The organism is Brevibacterium daeguense (assembly GCF_021729135.1).
In the GTDB taxonomy this organism is placed as follows: Bacteria; Actinomycetota; Actinomycetes; order Actinomycetales; family Brevibacteriaceae; genus Brevibacterium; species Brevibacterium daeguense.
In genome coordinates this window covers 122,095-139,638 of record NZ_JAJTWW010000004.1, presented here as the reverse complement: position 1 = coordinate 139,638, position 17,544 = coordinate 122,095, and the positions used below count along the sequence as shown (strand labels likewise).

The 17,544-nt window shown below is 67.8% G+C and carries 15 protein-coding genes; 8 read left to right on the top strand and 7 right to left on the bottom strand.

All coding sequences use genetic code 11. The features are described 5' to 3' along the window. Positions 1-104: 104 nt before the first annotated feature. The 3 genes from LXN01_RS05465 to LXN01_RS05455 all read right to left on the bottom strand — a co-directional run bounded on the left by LXN01_RS05465 (position 105) and on the right by LXN01_RS05455 (position 4,193). Positions 105-1,253, bottom strand: coding sequence for an acyl-CoA dehydrogenase family protein (locus LXN01_RS05465; RefSeq protein ID WP_236863567.1), 1,149 nt, complete (start codon positions 1,251-1,253; stop codon positions 105-107). A 64-nt stretch (positions 1,254-1,317) separates the two neighbouring features. Continuing rightward, positions 1,318-3,006, bottom strand: coding sequence for a FumA C-terminus/TtdB family hydratase beta subunit (locus LXN01_RS05460; RefSeq protein WP_236863842.1), 1,689 nt, complete (start codon positions 3,004-3,006; stop codon positions 1,318-1,320). Then, complete coding sequence (locus LXN01_RS05455; protein WP_236863566.1) at positions 3,006-4,193, bottom strand: CaiB/BaiF CoA transferase family protein; 1,188 nt, start codon at positions 4,191-4,193, stop codon at positions 3,006-3,008. Before LXN01_RS05455 ends, LXN01_RS05460 begins: the two co-directional genes overlap by 1 nt. A gap of 259 nt (positions 4,194-4,452) precedes the next feature. Between LXN01_RS05455 and LXN01_RS05450 the strand changes: the two genes are divergently transcribed. Beyond that, positions 4,453-5,136 (top strand): GntR family transcriptional regulator, encoded by a 684-nt coding sequence (locus tag LXN01_RS05450; RefSeq protein WP_236863565.1) that lies wholly within the window; start codon positions 4,453-4,455, stop codon positions 5,134-5,136. A 223-nt stretch (positions 5,137-5,359) separates the two neighbouring features. Here the strand turns inward: LXN01_RS05450 and LXN01_RS05445 are convergent, their stop codons facing one another. Beyond that, positions 5,360-6,406 carry a 3-oxoacyl-ACP synthase III gene (locus LXN01_RS05445; protein ID WP_236863564.1) on the bottom strand — a complete coding sequence of 349 codons (1,047 nt, stop codon included), beginning with the start codon at positions 6,404-6,406 and terminating at the stop codon, positions 5,360-5,362. A 130-nt stretch (positions 6,407-6,536) separates the two neighbouring features. On the opposite strand from LXN01_RS05445, the gene LXN01_RS05440 reads away from it, so the two are divergent. Continuing rightward, positions 6,537-6,914 (top strand): ankyrin repeat domain-containing protein, encoded by a 378-nt coding sequence (locus tag LXN01_RS05440; RefSeq protein WP_236863563.1) that lies wholly within the window; start codon positions 6,537-6,539, stop codon positions 6,912-6,914. Positions 6,915-7,080: 166 nt separating this feature from the next. Here LXN01_RS05440 and LXN01_RS05435 read toward each other — a convergent pair whose 3' ends face one another. Next, positions 7,081-8,586, bottom strand: coding sequence for a catalase (locus tag LXN01_RS05435; RefSeq protein WP_236863562.1), 1,506 nt, complete (start codon positions 8,584-8,586; stop codon positions 7,081-7,083). Positions 8,587-8,886: 300 nt separating this feature from the next. On the opposite strand from LXN01_RS05435, the gene LXN01_RS05430 reads away from it, so the two are divergent. From LXN01_RS05430 to LXN01_RS05415, 4 genes are all read left to right on the top strand, one after another. Further along, the gene (locus LXN01_RS05430) at positions 8,887-10,167 is read left to right on the top strand and encodes an aromatic ring-hydroxylating oxygenase subunit alpha (protein ID WP_236863561.1); all 1,281 of its coding nucleotides are present in this window, start codon (positions 8,887-8,889) and stop codon (positions 10,165-10,167) included. Next, on the top strand, positions 10,164-11,441 hold the full coding sequence (locus LXN01_RS05425) for an FAD-binding oxidoreductase (RefSeq protein ID WP_236863841.1): 1,278 nt from the start codon (positions 10,164-10,166) through the stop codon (positions 11,439-11,441). Before LXN01_RS05430 ends, LXN01_RS05425 begins: the two co-directional genes overlap by 4 nt. A 99-nt stretch (positions 11,442-11,540) precedes the next feature. Then, entirely contained in the window at positions 11,541-12,362 is an 822-nt protein-coding gene (locus LXN01_RS05420; protein WP_236863560.1) for a crotonase/enoyl-CoA hydratase family protein, read from the top strand. Beyond that, positions 12,359-13,207 (top strand): SDR family oxidoreductase, encoded by an 849-nt coding sequence (locus LXN01_RS05415; RefSeq protein WP_236863559.1) that lies wholly within the window; start codon positions 12,359-12,361, stop codon positions 13,205-13,207. Before LXN01_RS05420 ends, LXN01_RS05415 begins: the two co-directional genes overlap by 4 nt. 17 nt (positions 13,208-13,224) lie before the next feature. Here LXN01_RS05415 and LXN01_RS05410 read toward each other — a convergent pair whose 3' ends face one another. Continuing rightward, positions 13,225-14,766, bottom strand: coding sequence for an AMP-binding protein (locus tag LXN01_RS05410; RefSeq protein WP_236863558.1), 1,542 nt, complete (start codon positions 14,764-14,766; stop codon positions 13,225-13,227). Positions 14,767-15,012: 246 nt separating this feature from the next. Here LXN01_RS05410 and LXN01_RS05405 point away from each other — a divergent pair, with 246 nt between their 5' ends. Further along, positions 15,013-15,915, top strand: coding sequence for a polysaccharide deacetylase family protein (locus LXN01_RS05405; protein WP_236863557.1), 903 nt, complete (start codon positions 15,013-15,015; stop codon positions 15,913-15,915). Between the two features lie 101 nt (positions 15,916-16,016). Here the strand turns inward: LXN01_RS05405 and LXN01_RS05400 are convergent, their stop codons facing one another. Continuing rightward, the gene (locus LXN01_RS05400) at positions 16,017-16,733 is read right to left on the bottom strand and encodes an NUDIX hydrolase (protein WP_236863556.1); all 717 of its coding nucleotides are present in this window, start codon (positions 16,731-16,733) and stop codon (positions 16,017-16,019) included. Between the two features lie 315 nt (positions 16,734-17,048). On the opposite strand from LXN01_RS05400, the gene LXN01_RS05395 reads away from it, so the two are divergent. Next, on the top strand, positions 17,049-17,507 hold the full coding sequence (locus tag LXN01_RS05395; RefSeq protein ID WP_236863555.1) for a MaoC family dehydratase: 459 nt from the start codon (positions 17,049-17,051) through the stop codon (positions 17,505-17,507). The last annotated feature ends 37 nt before the right edge of the window (positions 17,508-17,544 follow it).

Sequence of the window (17,544 nt, the reverse complement as noted above, 5' to 3'; positions counted from 1 at the left end):
GCCGTCCGTCGGTCACGCGGGCGGGAAAGGCAGGCAGGTCCATGGTCGGCGCGGGCGGTCGCCGGCCGGCCTGTGAACCCGCCGGCGACCGCCCGAATCCCGCGTCAGATCGCGTTGCGGCTGATCAGCTGCTTGGCGATGACATTCAGCTGGATCTCGTTGGTGCCCTCGCCGACGATCATCAGCGGGGCGTCACGGTAATAGCGCTCCACCTCGTACTCGGTCGAGTAGCCGTAGCCGCCGTGCACGCGGATCGCGTCGAGGGCGACCTCGGCGGCCATCTCGGAGGCGAAGTACTTGGCCATGCCCGCCTCCATGTCGACCCGGTCGCCCGAGTCGTAGGTGCGGGCGGCATGCAGCACGAGCTGTCGAGCGGCCTCGAGCTTGGTGGCCATGGTTGCCAGGTGGTTGCCCACCGACTGGTGCTTCCAGATCGGCTTGCCCATCGACTCGCGCTCCTGCGCGTACTTCACCGCGTCGTTGAGCGCCGCCTGCGCCACGCCGAGCGAGCGAGAGGCGACCTGGATCCGGCCGATCTCCAGCCCCTTCATCATCTGCTTGAAGCCCACTCCCTCGGCACCACCCAGCAGCTGCGACTGCGGCTGGCGCATGTTGTCGAAGGAGATCTCGCAGCTCTCGACGCCCTTGTAGCCGAGCTTCGGCAGGTCCTGGGAGATCGAGAAGCCCTCGCCCTTCTCGACGAGGATGATGGAGATGCCCTGGTGGCGCGGCTCCGCCTCCGGGTCGGTCTTGCACAGCAGCGCGAGGAGATCGGACTTGCGGGCGTTGGTGATCCACGTCTTGGTGCCGTTGATGACGTAGTCGTCGCCGTCCTTGCGGGCGACGGTGCGCATCGCCTGCAGGTCGGAGCCGCCACCGGGCTCGGTGAGCGCCATGGTCGCCCGGATCTCGCCGGTGGCCATCTTCGGCAGGTACTTCTCCTTCTGCTCATCGGTGCCGAACTCGAGGATGAGCTTGGAGACCACGGTGTGGCCGCCCATCGCGCCGGCCAGCGACATCCAGCCGCGCGCGAGCTCCTGGGTGATGTGGACGTACGCCTCGGTGGAGACCTTGCCGAAGCCCCACGGCTCAGGGATGGCCAGTCCGAAGATGCCCATCTCCTTCATCTGCTCGATCCACTCGGTGGGATATTCGTTCGCGTGCTCGACCTCGTTGACCTGCGGCCGGACGTCGCGGTCGATGAAGTCCGCGACGGTCTTGATCATCATCTGCTCTTCGCTGCTGATCGGCATGGCTTCTCCTCAGTGGTGGACGGTGCTGTGCAGGTGGGGGCGGTATTCAGTGGGCGGACGGGTGTCAGATCGTGGTGCCGTCGGCGCGGGTGCGGGTGCGTCCGAGCAGCAGGCCGGTGTCGGGGGAGCGGGCGAAGAAGTCGTGGCCTTTGTCGTCGACGACGATGAAGGCAGGGAAGTCCTCGACCCGGATTCGCCAGACCGACTCCATTCCGAGGTCCGCCATGTCGAGGACCTCGACATCCTTGATGCAGTCGGCCGCGAGGCGCGCCGCGGGCCCGCCGACGGACCCGAGGTAGAACCCGCCGAACTCCGCGCAGGAGTCCGTGACCTGCTGGGAGCGATTGCCCTTGGCGAGCATGACCAGCGAGGCGCCTGTCTGCTGGAATCCCCGCACATAGGTGTCCATCCGGCTGGCGGTGGTCGGCCCGAAGGACCCCGACGGCATCCCCTCGGGAGTCTTCGCCGGGCCGGCGTAGTAGACCGGATGGTCGCGGAAGTAGGCGGGCAGCTCCTCGCCGCGCTCGAGAATCTCCCGCAGCCGGGCGTGGGCGATGTCGCGGGCGACGATCATCGTGCCCGTCAGCGACAGGCGATCGCCGACTCCGCGCCGGCTCAGCGCCGCCCGGATGTGATCCATCGGCCGGTCGAGGTCGATCCGGGTGACCTCCCCGGATTCGATCTCCTCGGCGGTGCCGGCGGCGGGGAGGAAGCGCGCGGGGTCGTGCTCCAGCTGCTCGATGAACACGCCGTCGCGGCTGATGCGGGCCACGAGCTGACGGTCGGCCGAGCAGCTGACCGCCAGCGCGACCGGCAGCGAGCCGTTGTGGCGCGGCAGCCGGATGACGCGGACGTCGTGGCAGAAGTACTTGCCGCCGAACTGCGCTCCGAAGCCGAGGTTCTGGGTGAGCTCGAAGACCTTCTCCTCGAACTCGCGGTCCCGGATGCCGTGACCGGTGGCGGGGTCACCCGCGGCGGGCAGGTCGTCGATGTAGTGGGCGCTGGCGAGCTTGGCCGTCTTGAGGGCCGCCTCGGCGCTGGTGCCGCCGATCACCACGGCGAGGTGATAGGGCGGGCACGCCGCGGTTCCCAGGGCGGAGATCTTCTCGGCGAGGAAGTCGAGCATCCGCTGCTCGTCGAGGATCGACTTCGTCTCCTGGTACAGGAAGGACTTGTTGGCCGAGCCGCCGCCCTTGGCCATGAACAGGAGCTCGTAGTCCTCTTCCGGGTCGAGCCCGATCTCGATCTGGGCGGGCAGGTTGGTCCCGGTGTTCTGCTCCTCGAACAGGCCCAGCGGTGCCAGCTGGGAGTACCGCAGGTTGAGGTCGGCGAAAGCGGAGTGGATGCCGCGGCTGAGGTGTTCGGCGTCGCGGCCGTCCGTGAGCACGTTCGGTCCGCGCTTGGCGCTGATGATCGCGGTCCCGGTGTCCTGGCACATCGGCAGCACCTCGCCGGCGGACACGACGGCATTCTTGAGGAGGTCGAGGGCGACGAACTGGTCGTTGGCGCTCGCTGCCGGGTCGTCGAGGATCGAGCGCAGGCTCGTCAGGTGATCGGAGCGCAGGTAGTGGGAGATCTCCTTGAAGGCGGTCGCGGCCAGCTCGGCGAAGGTGCTCGGTGCGATGGTGAGGAATTCGCGCTCGGTGCCCGCCACCTCGGCGACGGCGGTGGACACACCTCCGATGTCGAGGCGCCGCATCGGGATGTCGGCCCGGCCCGCCGGCAGGATGGGGGAGTAGCGGAACTCGGGCATCACACGGCCCCGGTGTGGCGCAGCTGCGCGATCTGCTCGGGCGTGCGCCCCAGCTCGGACAGCAGGGAATCGGTGTGCTCGCCGACGGCCGGGACCGGATCCATCCGGTACTCGACGCCCGACATCGTCACCGGCGGAAGCAGCATCTCGATCTCGCCGACGGGGGTGTCGACCGGCTGCCAGCGGTCGCGCTCGACCAGCTGCGGATGCTCGGCGACCTCGGACATGTCCCGCTGGCGAGCATGGGCGACCTGGGCGTCGAACAGCAGCTTCTCGCACTCGTCGCCGGTGTAGAAGGCGAACTTCGCGTGAATGAGCTCTTCGAGCTCGGCCCGATGGGCGAAGCGGCTGGCGGCGCGGTCGAAGCGCGGGTCGGTCGCGACGGCGGGATCGGCGAGCACGGTCTCGCAGAAGCGCACCCATTCCCGCTCGTTCTGGATCGCGAGCACGATGTCGGTGCCGTCGCCGCAGGTGAACGAGCCGTAGGGGGCGATCGCCGAATGGGAGGTGCCCGCCCGGGCCGGGCGAGTGCCTCCGTAGCGGGTGAAGTAGAGCGGGAACCCCATCCACTCGACGAGCGAGTCGAACAGGCTGACCTCGATCGCGGTGCCCGCCCCGGTCCGCTCGCGGTCGTACAGGGCGGTGAGGATGCCCGAGTAGGCGTACATCCCTGCGGCGATGTCGGCCGTGGAGATCCCGGTCTTCGCTGGGAACTCCTCGGTGCCCGTCACCGACACCAGCCCGGCCTCGGACTGCACGAGCGCGTCGTAGGCCTTGGCGGTGCGGTACGGCCCGTCCGAGCCGTAGCCGGAGACGGAGACGTGGATCAGGCGCGGGTTGAGCTCGCGAAGCCGCTCGGCGCCGAGGCCGAGGCGGTCCGCGGCTCCCGGCGCCAGGTTCTGGATGAAGACGTCGGCCTCGCGGACGAGATCGTCCATGATCCCGGCAGCCTCCGGCGCCTTGAGATTGAGGGCGAGGCTCTCCTTCGAGCGATTGATCCACACGAAGTGGCTCGACATGCCCTGGACGGTGGTGTCATAGCCGCGGGCGAAATCACCCACCTCCGGCCGTTCGATCTTGATCACCCGAGCACCGAGGTCCGCCAGCTGGCGGGTGGCGAACGGGGCGGCGACAGCCTGTTCGCAGCTGACGACGGTGATGCCCTCGAGGGGGCGGGCAGAACTCACGAGGCCTCCGAAGAAGTGTCTTGCGCAGCGGCCGCCGGCTCTCCCAACCGGGTCCGACGGATCTCTGAGCATGATCGCACAGATAATGCATGATACCAACATAAAGTATGTCTTCTGATAGGAAAGTTTCAGCGCCTGCGGTAGCTTAGGAGAACCGAGCCGGCAGCCGGCCGGCGGCGAGGCGCGGTCGGCGAAAGAAATACCACCCGCTGGAAGATGCGACCTGAGAAGAGAACGACGTGGCAGAGGGGGTTCACGGATGACTGCGAGCCCCGCCGGGGTCACCAAGCGCGATCTCATCGTCGCGGGCCTGCGGCGCCGGATCCTGGCCCGCGAGCTGGAGCGCGGCTCCCGGCTGCGCCAGGACGAGGTTGCCGAGTGGTTCGACTCCTCGATCACCCCCGTGCGCGAGGCGCTGCGAATCCTCGAGGTGGAGGGGCTCGTGACCTCGGAGGCGCACCGCGGGGTGCGTGTGGCCGGCGTGGACATCGAGAACCTCAAGGCGCTCTACATCACCCGCAGACTCACCGAGGCGTACGCGATGGAGCGCGCGACTCCGCGGATTTCCCGGCACGAGCTGCGTAAGGCCGAACGGCTGCTGCACGAGCTCGACGAACTCTCGGCGGTCGGGGATTCCGCAGGCCGCAACGCCAAGAACGAGGAGTTCCACTTCTTCTTCTACGACCGCTGCGGGCTGCCGGGGCTGCGCGACGACATCGAGGCGCGGTGGCGCGCCTTCCCCTGGGACCTGACGCTGGACAGCGCGGAGCGCCTGGGTGATGTCCGCGGCGAGCACGCGGCGATCGTGGATGCGGTGCGCCGCGTGGACCCGGCCGGTGCTGCCGAGGCGGTCAGCAGGCACATCGCCAACGGGTTTCTGCAGTTGGCCGCGAAGGTCACCGGAGAGGCCATCGAGGACCCGTTCGACATCGAATCGGACTGAGCGGGTAGCGCGCGGGGAAGCGCGGGCCGGATTATGCATGATTCATCAGTGAATATCGGAAATTCGCGCTCGGTGGCATGGTCTCTGTCGATTGACTGCATCGCTGTCGTCGGCCCTGATTCCGGGCTGACCGCTCGGCGCCCCCCGCCGACAAGCACCAGGCCCGAACCGCAGCTGCGGTTCGGGCCTGGTGACGTGGGGGAGCTCGTCATTGGCTGTGGTCCTACCAGACGATCTCGGTCATCGCGGTGTTGAGTCCTGAACCCACCCCGAGGCACAGCACGCGGTCACCGCGCTCGAGCTGGTCGGCCTCGCGGGCAAGCGTGATCGGCACGGACGCCGGCCCGACATTGCCCAGCTCCGGGTAGGTCTTGGCCACCCGGGTCGGATCGAGGTCGGCCGACTTCGTCAGCGCATCGATGTGCACGTTCGAGACCTGGTGGGGGATGTAGCGAGTCATCTCGCGCCAATCCCAGCCGTTCTCGTGGGCCTCCTCCCAGGCCGCGATGACGAGCTCCATGCCGTTCTTGAGCAGACCCTTGGTATCGGTGAACATGCCGTCGAAATCTCCGACGCACAGCTCGTGGTTCCACGTCGCGGCACGCGTGACACCACCGACGATCCGATGTCCCTCCGGATGCCGGTCCGCGGGCCCGATGACCGCGGCGGCAGCGCCCGAGCCGAGGGTCAGCGTCGCGAACTCGTTGAGGTATTCCTCCCGAGTGATGCCCTCCCGGTTGAGACGCGCCACAGTCGCATCCTGCACCCGCGACATGTCCTCGCCCGCGACGATGAGCGCGTAATCGATCTGTCCCGAGTCGATCATGCTCGACGCGACGGTCATCCCGTTGACGAAGCCGAGGCAGGCGTTGGTGATGTCGAAGTTCATCGCCTGCGAGCCCAGCCCGATCCCGTCGTGAACCGCCACGGCGACGGAGGGCTCGAGCCGCTCGCGCGAAACCGAGGTGTTGATCATCAGCCCGATCTGATCCGCCCCGATCCCTGCGTTCTCCAGAGCCTGACGCCCTGCCTGAGCGGCTCCCTCGACGTAGTCGGAGTGGTTCTCCCAGTTGCGCCGGGTATGGACACCGGCGACTCGCTGCAGCAGATTGTGCGGCAGGCGCAGGTTCTTCAGTGTGTCGGTGAGCTGCTCGTCGAAACGGTCTGACGATACTTCGACGGGAGCGATTGCCTCGGCAATTCCCAGAAGTGCGGCATTGGAATGGCGGATTGTGGTATTGCCGTTCACTGAATTCCATTCATGGGTCATGGTCGGGGAGACCGAGTTGTTACGGTTTGCACTGCGATCAAGCCTAATACCTGTCGCGGGATGCTGTGTGCGATGGGGCCTGCCCGAGCGGAAGTCGGCGCAGATTCACAGCGCGGCTAGTGTGGGAACCATGCAACCGCTATCCGAAGAGCAGATGCGCAAACTGATGGTGATGTTCATGGACCACGCGCGCAAGGGCGATACCGAAGAGCTGCAGCAATTCCTCGAGCACGGCTTCCCCGTGAATGCCCAGGACGAGGAAGGCAACAGCGCGCTCATGCTGGCTGCCTACCACGGCCATGCGGAGACAGTGCAGGCGCTGATCGAGCGCGGCGCCGACGTCGATCTGCCCAACGCGCGCAATCAGCCACCCATTTCCGGGGCGCTGTTCAAAGGTGAGGACGCAGTGGTGCGAGTGCTGCGGGCTGCCGGAGCAGACCTCGACTCCGGAGTGCCGACGGCGCGTGAGGCCGCGGAGATGTTCGGCAAGACCGATCTCCTCGAGTGAGTGAGCGCTGCCTCTCGCAGACGTCACCCTGCATGAAGCCGCAAGCGGCCGAACCGACACTGTCGATTCGGCCGCTTGAGATGTTCGGGCGATGAAGCAGGCGCGAACAACGGCTGAGCCGAGCGCCGCAGCGAACCCGGGCGCTCCGCTCAGCCGATCCGGTTGATCAGACCGGCTGGTTGTTCGGGTTGGCGTCGACCGGCTGCAGCAGGCCGGCCTGCAGCTGCTCGATGGCCGCGCGCACCCCGGCACCGTAGGCCGGATCGGCCTGGGTGCAGTTGTAGATGTGGCGTTCGATCGTCGCCTGCGAGGCCCCGTTGATGGCGCGGGCGGTGTTCTCGAACAACCGCTGCTGGGCCTCCGGCGACTGCAGGCGGAACAGGTCGCCCGGCTGCTCGTAGTAGTTGTCGTCGTCCTCGCGGTAGTCGAACCGGTCCGCGAATGGTGCGACCTCCAGGCCCGGCTCGGCGTAGGCCGGCTGCGCTTCCCAGCGTCCATAGTTGTTGGGCGTGTAGCCCGGCACGCCGCCCTGGTTGCCGTCCACCCGCATGGCACCGTCGCGGTGGTAGGTGTTGACCATCTTCGCCCCGCGCGGGTAGTTCACCGGGATCTGGTGATGATTGACACCCAGGCGGTAGCGGGCGGCATCACCGTAGGAGAACAGGCGTCCCTGCAGCATGCGGTCCGGTGAGTAGCTGATGCCGGGCACGATGTTGCCCGGGGTGAAGGCGACCTGCTCGACGTCCTGGAAGTAGTTGTCCGGGTTGCGGTTGAGCTCGAACTCGCCCACCTCGATGAGCGGGTAGTCCTTCTTCGACCAGACCTTGGTCAGATCGAAGGGGTGGAAGCGGTAGGTCGCGGCATCGGACTCCGGCATGATCTGCACATAGAAGGTCCACTTGGGGAAGTCACGGCGCTCGATCGCCTCGAACAGGTCACGCTGCGAGGACTCGCGGTCATCCGCGACGACGGCAGCCGCTTCCGCATCGGTGAGGTTCTTGATGCCCTGCTGGGTGCGGAAGTGGAACTTCACCCAGAACCGCTGGTTCTGGGCATTGAGGAACGAGTAGGTGTGGGAGCCGAAGCCGTGCATATGACGGTAGCCGTCCGGAATGCCGCGGTCGCCCATGACGTAGGTGACCTGGTGCAGCGCCTCGGGCAGGTTGGTCCAGTAGTCCCAGTTGTTCTCGGCCGAGCGGAGGTTGGTGCGCGGGTCGCGTTTGACGGCGCGGTTGAGGTCCGGGAACTTGTGGGGGTCGCGGTGGAAGAACACCGGGGTGTTGTTGCCGACCATGTCCCAGTTGCCCTCCTCGGTGAAGAAGCGCAGGGCGAAGCCGCGGATATCGCGTTCTGCGTCAGCGGCGCCGCGCTCGCCGGCGACCGTGGAGAAGCGGGCGAACATCTCCGTCTGCTTGCCGACCTCCGAGAAGATGGCGGCCTTCGAGTACTGGGTGATGTCCTTGGTCACGGTGAAGGTGCCCCAGGCGCCGGAGCCCTTGGCATGCATCCGCCGCTCGGGGATGACCTCACGGTCGAAGTGTGCGAGCTTCTCCAGGAACCAGACATCCTGCAGCAGCATCGGCCCGCGTGCACCGGCGGTCATGGCGTTGTCGTTCTCCGGAACCGGCGCACCGGCGGCGGTAGTCAGCGGCTTGGTGTTGTCCTCGAACATAAACATTCAATCCTTCGTCGGCGAACAGGGTCCAGGCAGGGGCGACCTGCCTGGCTTCGAGATCCAGTCTCCCACTTTTCTGGATTGATTCCAACTTGTACGTCCTTCGGGTGGCCTTCGACAGCACGCTTCGACAGCGTGCATCCGGGGCCGAGACCCGCGGAGCAGGCGCCTGCCGAACTCGCTGGAATGAGTCCTTGACACCGGTGTTCATGGGGTTGAGACTGACCGGACAACGCTGAACTTGGGGCAGTCGGACACCGGAGTCCGGCAGTTCTGCGCGCGAAGGAAGTGAGCGCATTGACGGCGACTTCTGACCTCTCCCAGCACGATGAAACCCTGTCGCGACTGCTCGCCGAACGTCGACCGGGGTACTCGCTGGAGGCACCCTTCTACCTGTCCGAGGACCTCTACCGCGTCGACATCGCCGAGGTTTTTGCGCGGTACTGGATCTTCGTCGGCACTGTCGCAGAGATCGCCGAACCCGGCGACTACCTCACCATCGACATCGGCGACTATTCCGTGATCATCATCCGTGACGACGACGGCGCGATCCGGGCTCATCACAATGTGTGCCGCCATCGCGGCGCCCGGCTGCTGGACGGGGCACGGGGCTCGGTGGGCAATATCGTCTGCGGCTACCACCAGTGGACTTACTCTCCCGAGGGCGAGCTGCTGTTCGCAGGCACTCAGGCGCCCGGCTTCGATCCCGGGTGCTTCGGCCTGAAGCCCGTTCACCTGCGCGAGGTCACGGGTCTGGTATTCATCTGCCTCGCCGCCGAACCCCCGGACGACGTCGACGACATGGCCGAGCGGATTGCGCCGTACATCTCACCGCATGCGCTGGAGCGGACGAAGGTCGCCTTCCAGGAAGACCTCATCGAGCATTCCAACTGGAAGCTCGTCATGGAGAACAACCGGGAGTGCTACCACTGCGAAGCCGGACATCCGGAGCTGACCTGCACCTTCTTCCCCACCTACGGCTTCGCGGAGGATCAGATTCCCAAACGGCTGCGCAAGGCCCACCAGCGCTACCGGCAGGCTGAGGTGCTGCTGGCGGAGAACAGCCGGCGCAATGGGCTGCCCTGTGCGCCGATCGAGGAGCTCAGCGGCCGGCCCACGGGCTTCCGGATCCAGCGCGAGGCCCTCGACGGGGCCGGGGAGTCCTATACCCGCGACGGCAGCGCGGCGTCGCGGAAGCTGCTCGGGGCCTTCGACACCCCGGTGCTCGGGAGGCTCTCCCTGCACGTCCAGCCGAACGCCTGGTTCCACTTCCTCGGCGACCACGCGGTGACCTTCAGCCTGGTGCCCCTGGCGGTCGACAGGACCCTGCTCCGCACGACTTGGCTGGTGCACGAGGATGCGCTGGAGGGAGTCGACTACGACCTGGCGACGCTCACGGAGGTGTGGCATCTGACGAACCAGCAGGACGCCGCCCTCGTCGCCCGCGCCCAGGCCGGGGTCAGGAGCCCCGCCTATGAGCCAGGGCCGTATGCACCCAACGAGTACCAGGTCGACGAGTTCTGCACGTGGTACATCCAACGTCTGCGGGCCGGGCTGAGCGTTCGGTGGGCGCAATGATCCACTACGAGGCGATGGCACCTGCCGGGGGAGCACCGGCCGGGGTCGCGCCGGCCGGGGACGCACCGGCAGCGGTCGCAGAGGCGGCCGCGGCCGGAGCGGATGAGATCACGGGATTCGTCGAGTGCACCCGGATCGAGCAGGTGACCCACGACGTCATGAGCTTCGAGTTCCGACTGGGCACTGGCGGCCGGTTCGCCTTCGAACCCGGCCAGTACGTGACATTCCGCTTCCCGGCGCTCGGTCTGGAGCGCTGCTACACCATCTCCTCGCCGGCCACCGAGCACGATCGCTTCGAGATCACGGTGAAGCGGCAGCCGGGTGGCGTCGTCTCCTCGTACCTCCACACCGAGCTCGCAGTGGGCGACGTCGTCGGAGCGGACGGTCCCTATGGCATCTTCAGCACCGCCCGCCATCCTGCGGACAAGCAGCTGTTCCTGTCCGGGGGCAGCGGCATCACGCCGATGCTGTCGATGGCCCGCACGCTTCTGAGGCGACCGCCGGACCCCCCGCTCGACCTCGTGTTCGTCCACAGTGCACGGACGCCCTCCGACATCATCCGCCGGACTGAGCTCGAGGCGATGGCGCCGCGCCCAGGCGTAACCGTCGCGGTCGTCTGCTCCCGGGGATCGCCGGAGGAGCCCTGGGACCGGATCCGCGGGCGCATCTCCTCGGACGTGCTGGCCGGCCTCGTCCCGGACCTGGCCGAGCGGGAGACGTTCCTCTGCGGTCCGAAGGGATACATGGAGAGCATGCGGCGCATCCTCGCCGGGCTCGGAGCAGATCCCGCCCGAGTCCACGAGGAGTCCTTCGTCTTCGCGGGCGCGCGGGGTGCGGGTTCGCCGCCGACCGGTGATCCGGCCGGAGTCGCCGTGTCCAGGCACCCCGCGGGCGCCTCGGCGCCGGCCGAACCTTCGGCTTCGCGGGCCGAGCCTTCGGCCTCGCCCGCCGACGCGCCGGTGCAGGTCACCGGCGATGAGGCCGGCGCGTCGGCAGCCGGATTCGCCGTCGAGTTCCGCGGCCTCGGGCGCACGGTCCGGTGTGACGAGGACACGACAGTGCTCGAGGCTGCTCAGGACGCGGGGGTTCCGCTCCCGTCCTCGTGCGAGGAGGGCGTCTGCGGCACCTGCAAATCGTGGCTGGTCAGCGGGGACGTCGACATGGACCACGCCGGCGGGATCCGCCCTCGGGAGATCAAGGAGGGCAAGGTCCTCCTGTGCTGCTCCACGCCTCTCAGCGACCTCGTCATCGAGCGACTTGAACCCGGCGCTTAACGAGCGTTCGGGTTCGGTCTAGAGTGGGGGCATCAGTCCGAGTGCCGACCGGTGATCCCGCCGGGCTCGTGCTCGGATCCGTCACTGCAAAGGAGCACGATGACCGAGACTGCCTCCCACGGCACCGTCACGCTGACGATCGACGACCGGCTGGCCCACGTTCAGCTCGTCCGCCCCGAGAAGCTCAACTCCCTCACCCGTGAGGTCTTCGAGGATCTCGTCGAGATCGGGCAGCGGCTGCGCGGGCGAACGGACGTCGCCTGCGTCGTCCTCACCGGCGAAGGGCGGGCCTTCTGCGCCGGGCTCGACCTCGGCGAATTCGGCAAGATGAAGACGGGTGAGAAGAACCCGGCCGTCTCCCTGACCGATCGCGTGGGCGCCGCCCGTGCGCTGGGCCAGCAGGCCGTCCACATCTGGTCCCTGCTCGAGGTGCCGGTCATCGCCGGCGTCCACGGCGTCGCCTTCGGCGGCGGCCTGCAGATCGCGATGGGCGCCGATGTGCGCGTCGTCGCCCCCGACACCAAGATGTCGATGATGGAGGTCAACTGGGGCCTGGTGCCGGACATGACCGGCACCCAGGTGCTGCCGCGCCTCGTCGGGCCCTCCCAGGCGAAGCTGCTGACCTTCACCGGCGAGGTGTTCTCGGGCGCTCGCGCTGGGGAGATCGGGCTGGCCGACGAAGTCGCGGACAGCGCAGTCGAGCGGGCACTGGAGATCGGCCGCGACATCGCCGACAAGTCCCGCTCCGCGCTGGTCTGGGCGAAGAAGCTCATCGACATGGCCGGCACCGTCGACCTGGCCGAGGGGCTCGACGCCGAGCAGGACGCACTCGCCGAGCTCATGGGCGGCCCCGAGCAGGTCGCCGCCGTCGACAGGCGCATGGCGCAGCTGGCCGCCCGGAAGAAGGAGAGCGTCTCATGACCGAGGTGCAGGACTCCGTCCACGACCCCATCGGCTTCCTCTCGCCGGAGCTGCTCAAGGGCCAGGTCGCCTTCATCACCGGCGGCGGCTCGGGCATCAACCTCGGGATCGCCAAGGCGTTCGTCCGCTGCGGGGCCGCCGTCGCGATCTGCGGACGCACCGAGGAGCGGCTGGCCGGAGCGGCCGCCGAGCTCGAGGCCCTCGGCGGGACGGTCGCCTACCGGGCCGCCGACGTCCGCGACCCCGAGGCGCTCCAGGCGTCGATCGACCACGCCGCCGAACAGCTCGGTGACATCAGCATCGCGGTGGCGGGTGCGGCCGGGAACTTCTACGCCAGGGCGGAGGAGATGAGCTCGAATGCGTTCCGCACCGTGGTTGACATCGATCTCATGGGCGCCTACCACACGGCACGCTTCGCCTTCCCCTATCTCCAGCGCACGCGCGGCTCCGTGCTGTTCATCTCCGCGGGTCAGGCGTACAAGGCGAACAAGTACCAGGCGCACGTGGGCGCGGCGAAAGCCGGCATCGAGATGCTCATGAAGGACCTCGCCGTCGAGTGGGGACCGCACGGCATCCGCTCGAACTCGCTGGTCCCCGGTCCGGTGTCCGGCACCGAGGGAATGACACGGCTGGCAGCCCAGTCCGGCGATGAGGCGTGGAAGAAGGCGGTCCCGCTGGGCCGCTACGCCGACAAGGAGGAGATCGGGGCGATGGCTGCGGTGCTCTCCGGGCCGCTGGGTGGATATGTCACCGGCGCGCAGTACATCGTCGACGGCGGCCTCGGGCTCGTCGGCTCCAGCCACATCACCGAGGCGGTCGAGCAGGCGCTCTTCAATGCGGAGTAGGCGGCGGAGCAGGCGGCTCAGAGCCGCGTAGGCGACTGCTCGCTGCCGAGCGGTGCGGGGGTCCGCGGAGATTCGGGGACCACCCGCCACCTGGCAGGCCGGGCGGCTGGGGCGAGATTCACCTCGGCCCAGGCGGTCAGCTCAGCGCAGGTCGGGGCGTCGTCCGCCCGGGACGGGACCACGAAGACCTCGAGCTCGTGGTCCCGGATGTCGTGGGGGACCGCCGCGACGACCGCCGTCGCGACACTCGGCATGCCCTCGATCCGCGCAGCCACCTCGGGCAGCGAGACGTCGACTCCGGACACCTGGACGATCCGGTCCGAACTCGTGATGCGCTGCCAGGAGCCGGCCGGCAGCTCGCGCGCGAGGATGCCGGTGTCGAACCAGCTGCGGCCGTCGAAATCGAAGAATCGCTCGGCGGTGGCCAGGGGCTCGTCGAGGTATCCGGCGAAGAGCTCCACGCCGCGGCGTCCCGTCATCGCGATGCTGCCGATCGTTCCCGCCGGGACGGGCTCACGCGATTCGGGGTCCGCCAGATATGCCGGCCGACCGGGAATCGGCCTGCCCAGCGCGTCGCCGATCGCGCCGTCGCCGCAGGTGATGAGGGAGCAGGTCTCCGGGGTGCCGAACACCGCCTGGGGCGTGGTGCCGACGAGTCGTGCGAATCGCCCGGACTGCTCGGCGTCCACTCCTGCGGTGAGCCACACGTGTTCGAGGGTGAGCGGCTGCGCCCCCGCAGGGGAGCGGGCAAGCACCATCCGCATCGGTGCCGCGAACAGTGCGGCGTGGGTGACCTCCGTCCGGCGGGCCTGGGCCTGCCACGTCGATGCCGAGAACTCCCCGGCGAGGACGACCGAGGCGCCGCGCACCACCGCAGACGCCAGGGAGCGCAGCTGGGAGTGGGGATGGAAGAGCGGCAGCGTGATGAACCAGCGGTGCTCGGGGCGCAGCTCGGCGAGCTTCGCGGCCAGTCGCGCCGTCCGCGCGTAGTTGCCCTGGGTGAGCACGACGGCGCGCTGTCGTTCGTCTGCTCCGGGGGTGAAGACGACGGCCAGGCGATCCTCGGGCACCACCTCGGCGGCTGCTCGCCGACCTGCTGTCCGACCGTCGAAGTACAGCGGGGAGCCGGCGAGGGTGTCGGGCTCGTCCTCGGAGACCTCGATGACGGTGAGATTCGGCAGGTCCGATAGGGCGACCCCGGTGTGATAGGCCGAGCGTCGGTCCACCCCGACGACGCCGACTCTCGGCTGCGTGCGCGAGATCTGCTCGGAGATCTGCCGAGCCGCGGAGCCGGGATCCGTCGACACGATCCAGGCTCCCAGCCGAGAGCAGGCCAGCAGGCACATGATGAAGGCTGGTGAGTTCCGGAGGTTGAGGTGGACTGCGTCGCCCTTGCCCACTCCCAGGCGGTGCAGTCGGCCCGCGGTCAGCTCGACGATCTGGTCGAACTGGCGATACGACCAGGTGTTGGATTCGCCGGAGCGGGACAGGAAGGTGAGGAAGGGGGATCCGGGTCTGGAGTGCACGGTCGCTGACCACAGTGCAGCAAGAGTGCCCACCGGTACCCCCTTCCGATTGTGACGCAGATCTCCCCCAGGCTAACAGTGCGCGCCTGTGCAGTCCCTCGGCGCGGTCTCCGAGCCTCGTCAGACTTCGGCTCCGCGGGGCCAACGCCTCCGCCGGAGTGCGGGAGTACGTGGTCCTGGGTCGCGGGTGGTCCTTGCATCAGGCAGCCGTCCCATGTTGGCTGGGAGCAGAGCTCCCACGTGGAGTGGAGCGCTTCCCACAGAGAGAGGACATCTCGAATGGCCAAGGAAATCTACTGCGCATTCGGAATCGACATCGACGCCGTCGGCGGCTGGCTGGGCTCCTACGGCGGGCAGGACTCGCCCAACGACATCCAGCGCGGCATCTTCGCCGGTGAGCTGGGGGTGCCCCGGCTGCTCAAGATGCTGGGGCGCCGGGACCTCCCGGCCACGTGGTTCGTCCCCGGTCACTCCGCCGAGACCTTTCCGGACCAGATGAAGATGATCGTCGACGCCGGGCACGAGATCGGCGCCCACGGCTATTCGCACGAGAATCCGGTCGACATGACTGCCCAGCAGGAGCGCGATGTGATGGAGAAGTCGGTCGAGGTGCTGTCCGCGCTGACCGGGACGTCGCCGCGCGGCTACGTCGCCCCCTGGTGGGAGATGTCCGTGCGCACCGCCGAACTCCTCAAGGAGTTCGGCTTCTCCTACGACCACTCCCAGAGTCACGGCGATTTCGTGCCGTACTACGCGCGAGTGGGGGAGACCTGGACGAACATCGACTACTCGAAATCCGCGGCCGAGTGGATGAAGCCGCTGGAATTCGGCACGGATGTCGACCTCGTCGAGATCGCCGCGAACTGGTACGTCGACGACCTGCCGCCGATGATGTACATCAAGAACAGCGCCAACAGCCACGGCTTCGTCAGCCCGCAGGTCATCGAGCAGCTCTGGAAGGACCAGTTCGACTGGGTCTACCGGGAGCTCGACTACGCGGTCTTCCCGATCACCATCCACCCGGACGTGTCGGGCCGACCGCAGGTGCTGCTCATGCTCGAGCGGCTCATCGAGTACATCAGCGGCCATGACGGGGTGCGCTGGGCGACCTTCAACGACATCGCCGACGACTTCCGCCGCCGCTATCCGTACGACTCGCAGGAGCGCCCGCCGGCGTACTGAGCGCGCGGCGGAAGTCGATCGGCCTCGGCCGCGCCGCCTCTGACGCGCTTCTCACGGGGCGCCTCGTCCCCTGCTCGGGCGAGGCGCCCCGAGACGCTGCCTCAGCCGTGCTTGCCGGGCATGAACGGCCGCACCGGCTCGATCTCGCGCTGCGCGCTGATGAGCGCGTCGACCGAGCCGAGGTGGTGCACTTCGTTGAGCAGGACGAGGGTCGGACGCATGAGCTTGAGGCGCTCGGCGGCCTCCTCGCGGAGGATCTGCTCGACGTTCATCCACTCCGACATGGTCGCCTCGGTGGTCTGATGGCGCATATCGCCGATCTGATCGCCGCGGGCGACGTAGAAGTACGTGTCGAAGCGCTTGGTGCGGCCGGGCGGGGTGATCCAGTTCGCCCATGGCTTGAGCGCCGACGGCGGGATGGTGGCGCCGGCTTCCTCGCCGACCTCGCGCTGGGCGGTGGCGATGAGTGCCCTGGCGAACGTCGGATCGGCTCCGAGCTCGGTGCGCGACCATGCGGCCACGTGCTCCTCGACGAGGGAATCGGGCACATCCAGGGCGGCGGCCGCCTCGTGGTCCTGCGGATCGACCCGGCCGCCGGGATACACGACGACGCCGGCGGCGAAGTCCATGGTCTTCACCCGGTGCTGGACGAACACCTCGAGCCCGCGAGCGGTGTCGCGGGCGACGATGACGCTGACGGCCGGTCGGACCGGCATCTCGACGCCGGGGGCTGCCAGGTTGCTCGCGAGCGAGACTCCCGTCCTCATGCCCACCTGATCCGAACGATCACTGCCCTCGGTCTTGAGTTCACGCACCATCTGGTCCTCCTCGTGCGGCCTGCCCACCACCCGCTGAGGCGAGGGCCGATCGCGGTCTCTTGTCCCCGAGGCGCCCGTGCCTCGCGGGATCGCGTGCCTGTTCGATACTGTACCCCGGCCCATGACGAGGCGGGGTGCGTGTCCAGCGCGGACGATGACTACCGAACTTCTTCCCTGCAGGCTACACTGTTACCGAAAACACAAATAGTCCGACTTCATTAATACTGGTTCAGGCAAGAATGCGTGGAGGCTGCACTCTGGCCCCTGCGCGGAGCCGCCGTCAGTGCCAACTACTACGTCTGAGGAGACGCAAAGATGCGAACAATCCAGGGAATGGCCGAACTCGAGACCCTCATCGGCCAGCAGCTCGGTGAGAGCTCGTGGGTGACGATCGATCAGGAGATGATCAACCTGTTCGCCGACGCCACCGGTGATCACCAGTGGATCCACATCGACGAGGAGAGGGCCAAGGCCGGTCCGTTCGGTTCGACGATCGCCCACGGCTTCCTGACCCTCTCGCTGCTGCCCCGCCTGGGCGCCGAGGTCATGGACGTCTCCGGCATGAAGATGAAGATCAACTACGGCCTCAACAAGGTCCGCTTCCCGAAGCCGGTGCCTGCCGGTTCGAAGGTCCGTGACGTCGTCTCCCTGAAGGAGGTCGAGCGGAAGAGCTCCGGCGTCCAGGTGGTCATGAACCACGTCATCGAGATCGAGGGCTCGGACCGCCCGGCGTGCATCGCCGAAGCCGTGACCCTCATGGTCGAAGAGGACTGAGCAGGCGCCTCGCGCACGTAAGCACCACTCGAAGAGC

Coding starts and splice junctions, on each gene's coding strand:
- LXN01_RS05465 (WP_236863567.1), bottom strand. CDS start 1,253: ATGCCGATCAGCAGCGAAGAGCAGATGATGATCAAGACCGTCGCGGAC.
- LXN01_RS05460 (WP_236863842.1), bottom strand. CDS start 3,006: ATGCCCGAGTTCCGCTACTCCCCCATCCTGCCGGCGGGCCGGGCCGAC.
- LXN01_RS05450 (WP_236863565.1), top strand. CDS start 4,453: ATGACTGCGAGCCCCGCCGGGGTCACCAAGCGCGATCTCATCGTCGCG.
- LXN01_RS05445 (WP_236863564.1), bottom strand. CDS start 6,406: ATGACCCATGAATGGAATTCAGTGAACGGCAATACCACAATCCGCCAT.
- LXN01_RS05440 (WP_236863563.1), top strand. CDS start 6,537: ATGCAACCGCTATCCGAAGAGCAGATGCGCAAACTGATGGTGATGTTC.
- LXN01_RS05435 (WP_236863562.1), bottom strand. CDS start 8,586: ATGTTCGAGGACAACACCAAGCCGCTGACTACCGCCGCCGGTGCGCCG.
- LXN01_RS05425 (WP_236863841.1), top strand. CDS start 10,164: ATGATCCACTACGAGGCGATGGCACCTGCCGGGGGAGCACCGGCCGGG.
- LXN01_RS05420 (WP_236863560.1), top strand. CDS start 11,541: ATGACCGAGACTGCCTCCCACGGCACCGTCACGCTGACGATCGACGAC.
- LXN01_RS05415 (WP_236863559.1), top strand. CDS start 12,359: ATGACCGAGGTGCAGGACTCCGTCCACGACCCCATCGGCTTCCTCTCG.
- LXN01_RS05405 (WP_236863557.1), top strand. CDS start 15,013: ATGGCCAAGGAAATCTACTGCGCATTCGGAATCGACATCGACGCCGTC.
- LXN01_RS05400 (WP_236863556.1), bottom strand. CDS start 16,733: ATGGTGCGTGAACTCAAGACCGAGGGCAGTGATCGTTCGGATCAGGTG.
- LXN01_RS05395 (WP_236863555.1), top strand. CDS start 17,049: ATGCGAACAATCCAGGGAATGGCCGAACTCGAGACCCTCATCGGCCAG.